This window comes from Pseudoduganella plicata (genome assembly GCF_004421005.1).
Lineage (GTDB): Bacteria > Pseudomonadota > Gammaproteobacteria > Burkholderiales > Burkholderiaceae_D > Rugamonas > Rugamonas plicata.
Genome location: NZ_CP038026.1, coordinates 4,236,407 through 4,249,404, shown reverse-complemented (window position 1 = coordinate 4,249,404; position 12,998 = coordinate 4,236,407). Strand labels below are relative to the sequence as shown.

Genomic DNA, 12,998 nt, shown 5'->3' with positions numbered 1-12,998 from the left:
ATGTCCCAATTCGATTATCAGAACGGTGTCCTGCGCGCCGAAGGTGTCGCCCTGCCTATCATCGCCGAGACGTTCGGTACGCCGACGTATGTGTACTCCAAAGCCCAGCTGCTCGAGAACTTCGATGCCTACGCCAACGCCTGCGCCGGCCGCGACGCGCTGGTGTGCTACGCGATGAAGGCCAACTCGAACCTGGCCATCCTCGACCTGCTGGCGCGGCGCGGTGCCGGCTTCGACATCGTTTCCGGCGGCGAGCTGCTGCGCGTGATCGCCGCCGGCGGCGACCCGAAGAAAGTCATCTTCTCCGGCGTGGGCAAGAGCGTCGACGAGATGCGTCTGGCGCTGCAGCACGATATCCTGTGCTTCAACGTCGAGTCGATTCCCGAACTGCACCGTCTCAATGAAGTGGCCGGCGCGCTGGGCAAGAAGGCGCGCGTGTCGCTGCGCGTCAATCCGAACGTGGATCCGAAGACCCACCCTTACATCGCCACTGGCCTGAAAGCCAGCAAATTCGGCGTCGCGTTCAGCGATGCGCTGGACACCTACCGCATGGCGGCGCAGCTGCCGCACCTGGACGTGGCGGGCATCGACTGCCATATCGGCTCGCAGCTGCTGGACGACACGCCGCTGCTGGAAGCACTGGACCGCCTGATCGAACTGATCGACGCTCTGGCGGCCGAGGGCATCCACCTGCATCACCTGGACGTGGGCGGCGGCCTGGGGATCGATTACGGCGTGGCCGGCGAGGAAGCGCCCGCGCACGCAGGCGACTACGTGACGCGCGTGTTCCAGCGCGTCGAGGCATGGCGCGCCGAAAAGCACGGCGGCAAGGCGATCAAGGTGATTTTCGAGCCGGGCCGCTCCATCGTCGGCAACACGGGCGTGCTGCTGACGAAAGTGGAATTCATCAAGTACGGCGAAGAGAAGAACTTCTGCATCGTCGACGCGGCCATGAACGACATGGCGCGGCCCGCGCTGTACCAGGCCTGGATGGACATGCAGCCCGTGAAGCAGGCGACGGGCGGCGCCACGTTCGACGTCGTCGGCCCCATCTGCGAATCGGGCGACTGGCTGGCGCGCGACCGCGCCCTCGCCGTGGAAGCGGGCGACCTGCTCGTCATGAAGACGGCGGGCGCCTACGGCATGACGATGGCCTCGAACTACAACACGCGCGGCCGCGCCGCCGAAGTCATCGTCGACGGCGACCAGGTGCACCTGGTGCGCCGCCGCGAAACGCCGGAAGAGCTGTTCGCGCTGGAGTCACTGATCCGCTAACGGAAACCCGCCAAAAACCCGGGACAGACCCTGGTTTTGGGAACAGACCCGGGTTTTATCGTTGTGCGACGCCGGCTCTTGCCGGCGTTTGCTTTTGCCAGGCCCACCACGCGCGCAGCGCCAGCAGCACCGCCACGATGGCGACGAACAGCATCGGCTGATTGAGGTCGTGCTTGGCGGCCTTCATCCACCAGAAGTGCAGCACGCCGAGCGGTGCAATCACGTAGATCAGCCGGTGCAGCCACTGCCAGCGCTTGCCGCCCAGGCGGCGCACCATGGCGTTCGTGCTAGTCACGGCCAGCGGCACCAGCAGCACGAAGGCAATGAAGCCGACCAGGATGAACGGCCGCCTGGCCACGTCCTTGAGCATCTCCGCCACGTCGAAGAAATGGTCGAACCAGAGGAACGTGGTGAAGTGCAGCAGCGCATAGAAGAACGCAAACAGCCCCACCATGCGGCGCACTTTCAGCAGCCAGTTCCATTTCGAAAGGCGCCGCAGCGGCGTCACCGCCAGGGTGATGCAAAGGAAGTACAGCGTCCAGTCGCCCGTCGAGCGCGTGATGAACTGCAGCGGCTCGACCAGCGCACCCGTCAACGTCAGCCAGACCAGCCGGGCGAACGGCACCAGCGCCAGCACGAAGACGGCCGCCTTGATAGCCGTGACCTGTTTCGGTGCCATCAGAAATTCTTCTTCAGGTCCATGCCGGTATACAGCGACGCCACGTCATAGCCGTTGAACATCGGCGTCTTGCGTTTGCGCGACAGGAACGAGTCCTCGCCGATGCGCCGCTCCGTGGCCTGCGACCAGCGCGGGTGGTCCACGTTCGGGTTGACGTTCGAATAGAAGCCGTATTCGGACGGCGCGGAGCGGTTCCACGACGTGCGCGGCATGTCGCGCACGAAGCGGATTTTCACGATCGACTTGGCCGATTTGAAGCCGTACTTCCACGGCACGACGAGGCGCACCGGCGCGCCGTTCTGGTTCGGCAGCGTCTCGCCGTACATGCCGAGGGTCAGCAGCGCCAGCGGATGATTCGCCTCGTCCAGCCGCAGCCCTTCGGTGTAAGGCCAGTCCAGCACGCGGCTGTTCACGCCCGGCATCTGTTTGCGGTCGGCCAGCGAGATGAACTCGACGTACTTCGCGTTCCCCGTGGGTTCCACGCGCTTGATGATCTCCGAGAACGAGTAGCCAATCCATGGAATCACCATCGACCAACCTTCCACGCAGCGCAGCCGGTAGACGCGTTCTTCCAGCGGCGCCAGTTTCAGCAGTGCATCGAGGTCGAGCGTCATCGGCTTTTTCACTTCGCCCTCGATCGACACCGTCCAGGGGCGCGGACGCAGCGTGCCGGCATTTTCGGCCGGATCGCTCTTGTCGGTGCCGAATTCATAGAAATTGTTGTAGTGGGTCGCGTCGTGCAGGGCCGTCAGCTTGTCCTGTGCCGAGTAGGCCGCGTTGCGCTGGGCGGGCAGCTTCGCTTTGGCGCCCTGCGCGAACGCTTCGCGCGACAGCATTTCCAGCAGCGCGCCGCCGGCGATGGAGCCGGCGGCGATCTGGCGGATAAAGGCGCGCCGGTTTTCAAAGACCGCGCGCGGCGTGATCTCCGACGAAAACGGCAGGTCGATGCCGTTGGGGGAACGTTTGATCAGCATGACAGCTCCGACAATGAGTGGTTTGATACAGTAAAAATACGGGACTAACCTTACCTCATTCCGAAAGCGCAGCGGATTACAACTGCATTACATTACAGCGCGCCGTAGGAGTGCAGGCCCGACAGGAACATGTTCACGCCCAGGAACGCAAACGTCGTCACCAGCAGGCCGACCAGCGCCCACCATGCAGCCACGCGGCCGCGCAGGCCGGCCATCAGGCGCATGTGCAGCCACGCTGCGTAGTTCAGCCAGACGATCAGCGCCCACGTCTCTTTCGGGTCCCACGACCAGTAGCCGCCCCAGGCCTCGGCAGCCCACAGCGCGCCCAGGATGGTGGCGATGGTGAAGAACGCGAAGCCGGCGGAGATGGCCTTGTACATCACGTCGTCCAGCAGCTCCAGCGCGGGCAGACGGTCGACCAGATAGCCGTGCGACTTGAGCAGATAGGCCGATGCCACCATCGCGGCCAGCGCGAACGTGCCATAGCCGATGAAATTGGCCGGCACGTGGATCTTCATCCACCAGCTTTGCAGCGCCGGCACCAGCGGCTGGATTTCGGCCGCGCCGCGCGCCACGGTGTACCACAGCAGGAAGCCCACGGCCGCCGAAATGATCAGCATGACGAAGGGACCAAGCTGGCGCGTGGCGTAGCGCTGCTCGTAGTACAGGTAGAACATGGCGGTGATCAGCGCGAACAGGATGAACACTTCGTACAGGTTCGAGATGGGGATGTGGCCGACGTCCGCGCCGATCAGGTACGACTCGTACCAGCGCACCATCATGCCCGTCCAGCCCAGCAGCACGGCGCCCCAGCACAGGCGCGAGCCGATGGCGGCGCCGGCGGGCGAATGCTTCTGAACCGGCTCCTCCTTCGTTGCCTTCGGTGGGCGCGACGCCAGGCCAATCCAGTAGAACAGGGTGGCCAGGAAGAAGAACACGCTCATCCACAGGATGGCGGACTGGCTCGACAGCATATAGCGCAGCCAGAAGCGGTTGTCGGCCGCTTCCAGGTTACCGCCGTACAGCGCGATGGCCCCTAGCGACAGCAGCGCCACGGCCGGCATCAGCCAGCGCACCGGTTTCCAGTGCCAGCCCAGCGCGGCGGACGTGGGCGCGGACAGCACGAGGATGACTTTTTCATACACGTCCATATAGGCGCCGTAGCGGTTCAGCGCAAACAGCGCGGCGGCCAGCAGCGCGGCCGCGAACAGCCAGTCCGCCACGGTCAGGCGGCGGAAGTAGCCCGGCGCTTCCGTGTAGGTCCCGTTTTGTGTGATATCCATGCTGGTCTCCTTCATTTACCTAAGCTTACGCCGTTTTTTACGCCGTCTTCGGCAGGTTTTTCTTCAATGCGTCGAACTCGTTGTCGAAGTCCAGCGTCTTGCGCTGCGTGCTCATCGCCATCAGCGCATGGGCGCCCTGCCCGTCATCGCGGATCCACACCCACAGCCGGCGCTCGCGGATATAGAACATCGAGAACACGCCCAGCACCAGCAGCGCGCAGCCCAGGTAGACGACGGCCTTGCCGGGCGAGCGCGTGATTTGGAACACGGAGGCCTTTACCTGCGTGAATTCGTCCAGTTGCAGGTAGACCGGCGCGCCGTAGAAAGCGCTGTCCGACAAGGCATTGGTCGCCAGCTGCAGGAACCGCGCGTGGGGCTCGTCCGCCGCGGCAGGCGCCAGGCCGTCCTTCGCGCGCGCGACCTGCCACAACTCCCACAACGTGCCGTTCAAAATCTTCATGAAGATGTCCGCCGCTTTTTCCTGCTCGGCGGCCGGGACCTTTTCCAGGAAGCGGCTGACGGCCATGAAGCCGGCCGACTGCGCATTGCCGGCAAAGATCTCCATGCTTTTCAGCGCCGACAGCGCCAGCTGCGATTCCATCGCCTCGGCGCGGCTCGATTGCGGCATCGCGCGGCGGGCGTAGGCCTGCGCGGCCTGGCCGCGCAACTCCGGGTTGTGCAGCGCGGCGCGCAGGCGCATCCAGTCGCGCACACTGTGCTCGTCATCCGCAGGGATGCGCAGGTAGCTGAACGGCTCGGCCGGGGTGGCGCGCACGCCGGACAGGAACACGGTCGCGCCATCGACGGTGACGGGCTGCATGTAGTTCTGGAATTCGCGCGCCTGCCCCGTCTTGTCGCGCAGCTTGTACTGCACGCTGGGGCCGACGTTTTTCAGGTCCTTGTTGTTGGCGTTCTTGGCCGCGGAGCCCAGCTGCCTGCTGAGACCATTGGCAAACGCGTTGTCGAAGCTCTCGCCTTTCCTGACGTCGCGCGCGTCGCGACTGGCCATGTTCTCCACGTTGAACGGACGGAAGTCGGACCATTCGACGGTGTAGGCGTCGTCCAGTTTCGTCGACCCGCCCACTTCGCCGTTCATCTCGAACTTCGCCGATTGCGGCCCCGTCATCGGGAAGCCCGTCATTTTCAGCTTGCTGCCGCCGTCCTCGAAGCTGGACTGGTAGACGGCCAGGCCCCTGTAGATCAGCGGCTTGTTCACTTCGATCGTGGCAGGGAAGGTCTGCTTCGTTTCATGGTCGCGCACCACCACTTCGCTGGCAAACAGCTTCGGCATTCCGGTGCTGTAGAACTCGATATTGAATCTTTTCAGTTCGATGGTGAACGGCAGCGGCTGGATCAGCACCCCATCGGCGCGCGGCACGATGGCCGTGTCGCTGGCCTGCCCTTCCGGGATCATGGCGTTGCCGCGGAACGTGGGGTTACCGAGACCGAGACGGTGTTTCGCGGGGATGTCGGCAATGATGCCGTTGCCCTTGAACGGCTCCTTGCCCAGCACCCATTCCTGGATGCGGATCGGCATATCCGAATCGAGCAGGCCGCCCACGCAGATGACGACGATGGCGCTGTGCGCGAAGATGTAGCCGAACTTGTTGGCCGCGCCGCGCTTGGCAGCCACCAGGGTGCCGCCGTCCTTCTCGACGATCCTGGCCTGGTAGCCCGCGTGGCCGAGGCGCGCCGCCGTCTGCTGCGCCAGCGCCAGGCGCGCCAGCGGCGATTGCCATTCGGCCTTGTGATGGAAATTGCGCAGCGACTGCTCGCGCACGTTCTCGCGCCAGCTGCGCATGTCCTTCATCATCTTGGGCGCATTGCGGAAGATGCACAGCGACGTCGACGTGACGAGGAACGCCATCATCAGCAGGAACCACCACGCCGAGTAGACGGCATACAGCCCCAGTTTGTCGAACACGTCGAACCAGAAAGGGCCGAACTGGTTGATGTAGTTCGGCATGGGCTGGTTCTGCTGCATGATCGTGCCGATGATGGCGGCAATCGCGATCATCACGAGCAGCGCGATGGCAAAACGCATCGACGACAGCAGCTCGATGGCTTCGTTCACGGCGGGACGGCGGGTGTGCAGGCGGATACCGGTGGTCGAGGTGGTGCTCATGCGATGGAATCAGGTGAGTGGTGCGCACTGCATACTATCAAATCGGCAGGCGCAAATGGAGCGGCGCGGCGATGTGCCTACGGCGACGCGGCGGAAGAACTAGTCATTTCGGCCGACGAACGCCAAGAAAAAGGGCAGCCAGCTCGCGCTGCCGCCCCTTGTCGGTCGATGCGCCACCCGGCGCGCTTTACTTCAGGCCCGCCACGTAATCGGCGACCGCCTTGATCTCGTCGCTGGACATGCGCTCGGCGATCGTCGTCATCTCGGCGCTGTTCTTGCGGCCCTTGCCCTTGAAGCCCTCCAGCTGGGCGATCGTGTAGTCCTGGTGCTGGCCGCCGATGCGCGGGTAGCGGGCCGGGTTGCCTGCCCCCGCGGGACCGTGGCAGCTGGCGCAGGCCGGGATTTTCTTGTCCGCGATGCCGCCGCGATAGATGGTCTTGCCCCATTCGACGGTGTCCTTGTTCTTCGCGGCGCCCGGTTTCGAGCCCTGCGTGGACAGCCAGGCGGCGATGTTCTTCTTCTCCGCGTCCGTCAGCATCTTGGCGTACATCGTCATCACGGGATTCTGGCGCTCCGGCGTCGTGAAGTCGACCAGCTGCTTGTACAGGTACGATTCCGGCTGGCCCGCCAGCTTCGGATTGGCGGCGATGGTGGAGTTGCCCGCGGCACCGTGGCAGGACACGCAGGCGGGCAGGCCGCGCGCGTTGTCGCCATCGGTGTACAAGGACGAGCCCTTGGCCGGATCGACTTTGGCCGCCGCGGCAGGGTGGGCGGCGTCTGCAGCGAAGGCTGCGCCCGAAACGAACATCAACGCTGTGAATATGGAATGTACCACCGGTGTAAACGCACGATTCATTCAGACACCCTACAGAGAAGAGTCAATAAAATGTTCGCAGTGACGCGGACCGCAAGCGAAGTAACGCCTTATTGTACAATAGCTTCCTCGGCCAAAAGCCTGTCTTCCTTGCAATTTCCCCCCTATCTCCATGTCCAAGCTCTGGCAAGCCCGCTTCTTTACGACCGTCAATCATCTGCGTGACCTCCCCCGAACGACGGTTCCCGAAATCGCTTTCGCGGGCCGCTCGAATGCCGGAAAATCCACTGCAATCAATATCCTGTGCAACCAGAAGGGCCTGGCGTTCGCGTCCAAGACACCGGGCCGCACGCAGCACATCAACTTTTTCTCCATCGGCGGCGCCCACGTGGCAATGCACCGGAAGGATGAGACGAACCAGGCCGAAATACGTTGCCTGCTGGCCGATTTGCCAGGGTACGGCTACGCCGAAGTATCGGGGGACGCCAAGTTGCACTGGCAGCGCCTGTTGGGCGATTATGTACAACGCCGCGAACAGCTGGCCGCGCTGGTCCTCATCATGGACGCGCGCCGCCCGTTCACGGACCTGGATATCCAGATGCTGGAATGGTTTGCCCCCAGCGGCAAGCCGATCCACTGCATCCTCACCAAGGCCGACAAGCTCAATCGCAACGAGTCCGTCAACATCCTGCGCCAGACGCAGGCAAAGCTGGACAGCTATGTCGACGAGGATGGCGTGGGCTTCCCGTTCACCGTGCAGCTGTTCTCGGCGCTCAAGCGCATCGGTATCGAGGAAGCGACGGCGAAGATCGAGCAGTTGGTCGGCCTGGATATCGACCCGCCCACACCGGAAGACCTGGATCCGCCGGAAGCGCCCGACGACGAACAATGATTTTTTACTGCTGAATGGACTACACCGCGATGCACAGCCCTCACTTCTCCGCCCAGTTCCCTGCCATGCGCATGCGCCGCATGCGCCGTGATCCGTTCTCGCGCGCCCTGATGCGCGAGAACGTCGTCACCCCCGCCGATCTGATCTACCCGGTTTTCATCCTGGAAGGCACGAACGTGCGCGAGCCGGTGCTGTCGATGCCGGGCGTGGAGCGAGTGTCGGTGGACCTGCTGCTGAAGGTGGCCGAGGAGTGCGTCAACCTGGGCATCCCCGTGCTGGCACTGTTCCCGGTGATCGACGCATCGCTGAAGACGCCGGACGGCGTGGAAGCGACCAACCCTGAAGGCCTGGTGCCGCGCGCCGTACGCGAGCTGAAGGCGCGCTTCCCGGAGCTGGGCATCCTGACGGACGTGGCGCTCGACCCGTACACGAGCCACGGCCAGGACGGCCTGATCGACGATAACGGCTACGTCATCAACGACATCACCACCGAAATGCTGGTGCGCCAGGCGATGGCCCAGGCAGATGCCGGCGTGGACGTGGTGGCGCCATCGGACATGATGGACGGCCGCATCGGCGCCATCCGCCAGGCACTGGAAGAAAAGAACCACATCCACACGCGCATCATGGCGTATTCGGCGAAGTACGCGTCAGCCTTCTACGGCCCGTTCCGCGACGCCGTCGGCTCGGCGAAAAACCTGGGCAAGGGCGACAAGAACCAGTACCAGATGGACCCGGCCAACAGCGACGAAGCGCTGCGCGAAGTGGCCGGCGACCTGCAGGAAGGCGCCGACATGGTCATGGTCAAGCCGGGCATGCCGTACCTCGACATCGTGCGCCGCGTGAAGGACGAATTCAAGGTACCGACATTCGCCTACCAGGTCAGCGGCGAGTACGCGATGATCAAGGCGGCCGCGCAGAATGGCTGGCTCGATCACGACAAGGTGATGATGGAGGCCATGCTGGCCTTTAAACGTGCCGGCGCCGATGGCGTCTTGACATATTTTGCGATCGATATCGCGCGCAAGCTGAAACAGGGATAAGACTGGCTACGGCCTTCGGGGACAGGTGCCTGTTCCCGGCGTTCAGAAATCCGGCTCGTCCGCCAGCACCCCCGCCACCCACTCCGCAAACACCCGCACCTTCGCCGTCGCCATCCGCCCTTTCGGATACAGCAGCGACACCGGCATCGGCACGGGTGGCGTCTCCCCCAGCAGCTCCACCAGCGCCCCGCTTTCAAGGTGCGCCCGCACCTGGTACGCCGCCGCCTGCGTGATGCCGATGCCCTGCAAGGCGCAGATGACGTTGGCGTCGGCATCGTCGATGGCGACGGGGCCGCCCACCTGCGCCGTTTCCACGCGGCCATCCTCCACCACGAAATCCCAGTCGAACGGCCGCCCCGTGCGTCCCGAGAAGTGAACGATGCCGCGGTGCGTGCGCAGGTCGGCAATGCTGCGCGGCGTGCCGTGCTTGGCGAGATAGGCGGGCGACGCGCACGTCACGAAACGCATGCTGCCCATCTGCCGCCCGACCAGCGCACAATCCTGCAAGGCGCCGACCCGCAGTGCGCAGTCGACGCCTTCCTGGGTCAGGTCGGCCAGGCGGTCGGCCAGGCTGATCGTCAGCGACACTTCGGGATACGCCGCCTGGAAAGCGCCCAGCCGGGGGAGGATGACGTTGCGGCCGACGGCGCCCGGCAGCTCGATGCGCAGGGTGCCGCGCGGCGTCGCGGACGCCGCACAGCGAAACCCCTGCTCCGCCACGTCGATGGCGGCGAGGATCTGCACGCATTGCTCGTAGTATTCGGCGCCGTCGCTGGTCAGTGCCAACTTGCGCGTGGTGCGCAGCAGCAGCGTCGTGCCGAGATACGCCTCCAGCTTCTGGATCGTTGCGGTCAGCGCGGCGCGGGGCAGCCCCAGCGTCTCAGCCGCTTTGGTAAAACTGTTCGCCTCGACGATCCGGACGAACGTCTGCATGGCCTTGACCTTGTCCATTGATTGTTCATATAAAGTGAATTGTAGAGGTGCATTATGCGCTGATTATCTGAACAGCGAACTCCTCTAGACTGGCCTCATCGTTTCTTACCCTTCGAGGCCATCATGAATTCAACTTCCATTTCACGCGGCATGGTCACACTGCTGGCCGCTGCGGCCGGGCTGATCGTCGCCAACCTGTACTACGCGCAGACGCTGGTCGGCCCCATCAGCGCCGCGACGGGCCTTTCACCAGCCGCGGCCGGGTTGATCGTCACGCTGACGCAGGTCGGCTATACCCTGGGGCTGCTGTTTGTCGTGCCGCTGGGCGACCTGCTGGAAAACCGCCGGCTGATCGTCGTGGCGCTGGGCGTGGCGTCGGTGGCGCTGCTGGCTGCGGCTTTCGCCACCAGTGCAGCCGTGTTCCTGGCGGCGGCGCTGGCCATCGGCCTGTCGTCGGTGGCGGCGCAGGTACTGGTACCGTTTGCCGCGCACCTGTCCAGCGAGGCCGAACGGGGCCACACGGTGGGCAAGGTCGTCAGCGGACTGCTGCTGGGCGTGATGCTGGCGCGGCCCGCCGCCAGCCTGGTTGCCGATCATGCCAGCTGGCACGTCGTATTTGGCGGCGCCGCCGTGCTGATTGCGCTGCTGGCGGTCGTGTTGCGCTTCAAACTGCCGCAGCGCGTGCCGCAAGCCGCCCTGTCGTACCCAAAACTGATTGGCTCGCTGTGGACACTGTTTGCCACGACGCCCATCCTGCGGCGCCGTGCGGCCTATCACGCCGGCCTGTTCGGTGCGTTCAGCCTGTTCTGGACTGTCGTGCCGCAGGTGCTGGCCGGACCCGCGTTCGGGCTGTCGCAGTCGGCGATTGCCGTCTTCGCGCTGGTCGGCATGGCCGGCGCGGTGGCCTCGCCCATTGCCGGCAAGCTCGCCGACAAGGGGCACAGCACTATTGCCACGGCGGTCGCGTTAATCCTCGGTATTGCCGGCTTCGCGCTGCCGCTCCTGGTGCCGGGCTCGCATGCCTTCGCGCTGGCCGTGCTGGTGGCCGCGTCGATCGTGCTGGACATGGGCGTCGCCGGCAACCTGGTGCTGGGCCAGCGTGCCATCTTCATGCTGGGCCACGAAGTGCGCAGTCGGCTCAACGGCCTGTATTTCGCCGCGTTCTTTGCCGGCGGCGCTGCCGGCTCCGCCCTGGGTGGCTGGGTGTATGCGCAGTACGGCTGGCATGCTGCACTGCTGGCGGGGATGGCGCTGCCGGCACTGGCCTTGATCTATTGGATCAGTGAGGCGCTGCCGGAGCGCAAGGCGGCGTAAGCGGCACTGCCTCAAAACAGGGGACTGTCCCGGGTTTTATGCCATGAACCCGGTCAGTTCCCGTTCGATCTGCTGCGCCAGCTGGTGGATGTGGAACCCGTCGACGAAACCGTGGTGGGCCTGCACCGAGAACGGCAGTTGCAACCGCCCGCCCGGTGCGTCGCGGAATTTGCCCCAGGCGATCGATGGAATGTCCGGGTTGTCCAGCGCCGCCGTGGGATGCTGGATGGACGTGAAGTCCAGCCATGGAATGCACGTGATAAAAACCTGGTCGCGGCACTCGCGCGGCGTCATGGCGCGGTAAAAACGGTTCAGCTCGGTCATTGCGGAAGCCGCGGCGCCGGCCGCCCGGCCACGGGCGACAAACTCGCGCAGGTCATCCGTCCATTCGAACTGGGCGAAATTGACGTCGTTGTTCGCATTGGTGACGGTAAACGACGGCCGCAGCCGGTCGATGCGCAGCACGTCGCCATCGAGCACGCGGTAGCGGAAATTTTCCACCTTCAACGTCGAGCGCAGCACCGCGCACAGCAGCACGTGGAACGGCGCCAGCCCTTCTTCCCTGCACCATGGCCGGAAGTCGGGCAGCTCCAGCGTAAATGTGAGATTGAGGGCGGGACTGTCCATCCCGTCAAACATCTCGAAGCGGTCGCGCCGCCGTTCAAAATTGTTCATCAGCGATCCATTCAGCGGCCTGCCGGCCGGATATATTTTGGATACATTTCCTTCAGCAGGAAGGCGCGCAGCTCCGCTTCATCCTCCTTGCGGGCACTCATCCGGACAACGCGGCCCAGGCGGTGCGACTCCCATTCGAAGTCGCCCGGCTTTTCCTTGCGGATGAGCTCGATCATTTTTGTGACGACAGCATTCTCGATATCGATCTCGTTGCCCAGCTCCACGTGCACCTGCTGCAGCCAGCGGCGCTTGAAGTTGGTATTCCAGCCGCGGAACTTGACGTCGGCGCTGTTGAAGGTCTGGTTCTGCACGTCGAAGATGCCGCCCGAATCCTCGCGGTCGCCGGCCGCGTTGCGGCCCTGCGCACCCATGATGTTGGCGATGGCGCGCGCCTTGGCCTTGGCGTCTTCGCTCTCGGCCGAATCGGCCGGCGGGGACGACGTGGCGCCACGCTTGCGGCGGTTCGCTTCGATCAGCTGGGACATGTCCGTAACGTCAGGCGGCGGCGGCGTCAGCTTCGCCTGTACCGGTGGCGGCTCCTGCTGCTGCTTCTCCGTAATGGCATCCGGATTGGTGCGGGGTTGCAACGGCGGCGCCGGACGCGGAGGCGCTTTCGCGACCTTCTTCGGCGCCTGCTTCTGCGGGGTCGGTGTCGGCCTGGGTGCCGGCGCAGTTTTCGCCGGGGCCGGCGTAGGCGCGACAGGGGCGACCCAGACCATCTCGCCCTGTTTCGACGGTGGCTTCAGCTTGACGAACGTCTGCGGATTCATCAGCGCCAGCAGCAGGATCAACACGTGCAGGCCGATGGCAATGCCGAGACCGATCCGGTTCGGCTGCTTGCGGCCATATTGCGGAATCAGGCCACCGGGCGGCAGGGGCTGGCCGCAGGTGGGGCAATACTCGTCGGGACCGTGGGTGTGGCTTGACTGGAACAAGATAAACCGTTTTCTGTGCACAAACCGGCAAGCCGGGCCAAAGTCGAGCAAGCTTA

12 protein-coding genes are annotated in these 12,998 nt (G+C 64.4%); 4 read left to right on the top strand and 8 right to left on the bottom strand.

Translation table 11 applies throughout. The features are described from left to right. Positions 1-1,275, top strand: a complete 1,275-nt coding sequence (gene lysA / locus E1742_RS18675; protein WP_134386564.1) for a diaminopimelate decarboxylase — start codon at positions 1-3, stop codon at positions 1,273-1,275. A gap of 55 nt (positions 1,276-1,330) precedes the next feature. Here the strand turns inward: lysA and msrQ are convergent, their stop codons facing one another. From msrQ to E1742_RS18650, 5 genes are all read right to left on the bottom strand, one after another. Further along, a complete protein-coding gene (gene msrQ / locus E1742_RS18670; protein WP_134386562.1) occupies positions 1,331-1,954 on the bottom strand; it encodes a protein-methionine-sulfoxide reductase heme-binding subunit MsrQ in 624 nt (207 codons plus the stop codon). Continuing rightward, the gene (gene msrP, locus E1742_RS18665) at positions 1,954-2,928 is read right to left on the bottom strand and encodes a protein-methionine-sulfoxide reductase catalytic subunit MsrP (protein WP_134386560.1); all 975 of its coding nucleotides are present in this window, start codon (positions 2,926-2,928) and stop codon (positions 1,954-1,956) included. Before msrP ends, msrQ begins: the two co-directional genes overlap by 1 nt. A gap of 92 nt (positions 2,929-3,020) precedes the next feature. Further along, on the bottom strand, positions 3,021-4,211 hold the full coding sequence (ccsB, locus tag E1742_RS18660; RefSeq protein ID WP_134386559.1) for a c-type cytochrome biogenesis protein CcsB: 1,191 nt from the start codon (positions 4,209-4,211) through the stop codon (positions 3,021-3,023). 37 nt (positions 4,212-4,248) lie between these two features. Next, positions 4,249-6,336, bottom strand: coding sequence for a cytochrome c biogenesis protein ResB (locus E1742_RS18655; protein ID WP_134386557.1), 2,088 nt, complete (start codon positions 6,334-6,336; stop codon positions 4,249-4,251). Between the two features lie 187 nt (positions 6,337-6,523). Beyond that, entirely contained in the window at positions 6,524-7,192 is a 669-nt protein-coding gene (locus E1742_RS18650) for a c-type cytochrome (protein WP_134386555.1), read from the bottom strand. A gap of 130 nt (positions 7,193-7,322) precedes the next feature. On the opposite strand from E1742_RS18650, the gene yihA reads away from it, so the two are divergent. Together yihA and hemB are read left to right on the top strand one after the other, a co-directional pair. Further along, on the top strand, positions 7,323-8,042 hold the full coding sequence (gene yihA, locus E1742_RS18645) for a ribosome biogenesis GTP-binding protein YihA/YsxC (protein ID WP_134386553.1): 720 nt from the start codon (positions 7,323-7,325) through the stop codon (positions 8,040-8,042). A 29-nt stretch (positions 8,043-8,071) separates the two neighbouring features. After that, a complete protein-coding gene (gene hemB / locus E1742_RS18640) occupies positions 8,072-9,085 on the top strand; it encodes a porphobilinogen synthase (RefSeq protein ID WP_134386551.1) in 1,014 nt (337 codons plus the stop codon). A gap of 42 nt (positions 9,086-9,127) precedes the next feature. Here hemB and E1742_RS18635 read toward each other — a convergent pair whose 3' ends face one another. Beyond that, entirely contained in the window at positions 9,128-10,036 is a 909-nt protein-coding gene (locus E1742_RS18635; RefSeq protein ID WP_134386549.1) for a LysR family transcriptional regulator, read from the bottom strand. A 105-nt stretch (positions 10,037-10,141) separates the two neighbouring features. On the opposite strand from E1742_RS18635, the gene E1742_RS18630 reads away from it, so the two are divergent. Beyond that, the gene (locus tag E1742_RS18630; protein ID WP_134386547.1) at positions 10,142-11,332 is read left to right on the top strand and encodes an MFS transporter; all 1,191 of its coding nucleotides are present in this window, start codon (positions 10,142-10,144) and stop codon (positions 11,330-11,332) included. A 36-nt stretch (positions 11,333-11,368) separates the two neighbouring features. Here the strand turns inward: E1742_RS18630 and E1742_RS18625 are convergent, their stop codons facing one another. Together E1742_RS18625 and E1742_RS18620 are read right to left on the bottom strand one after the other, a co-directional pair. Continuing rightward, positions 11,369-12,007, bottom strand: coding sequence for a CatA-like O-acetyltransferase (locus E1742_RS18625; protein ID WP_134386546.1), 639 nt, complete (start codon positions 12,005-12,007; stop codon positions 11,369-11,371). 11 nt (positions 12,008-12,018) lie between these two features. Then, on the bottom strand, positions 12,019-12,942 hold the full coding sequence (locus E1742_RS18620) for a hypothetical protein (RefSeq protein ID WP_134386544.1): 924 nt from the start codon (positions 12,940-12,942) through the stop codon (positions 12,019-12,021). Between the last annotated feature and the right edge of the window lie 56 nt (positions 12,943-12,998).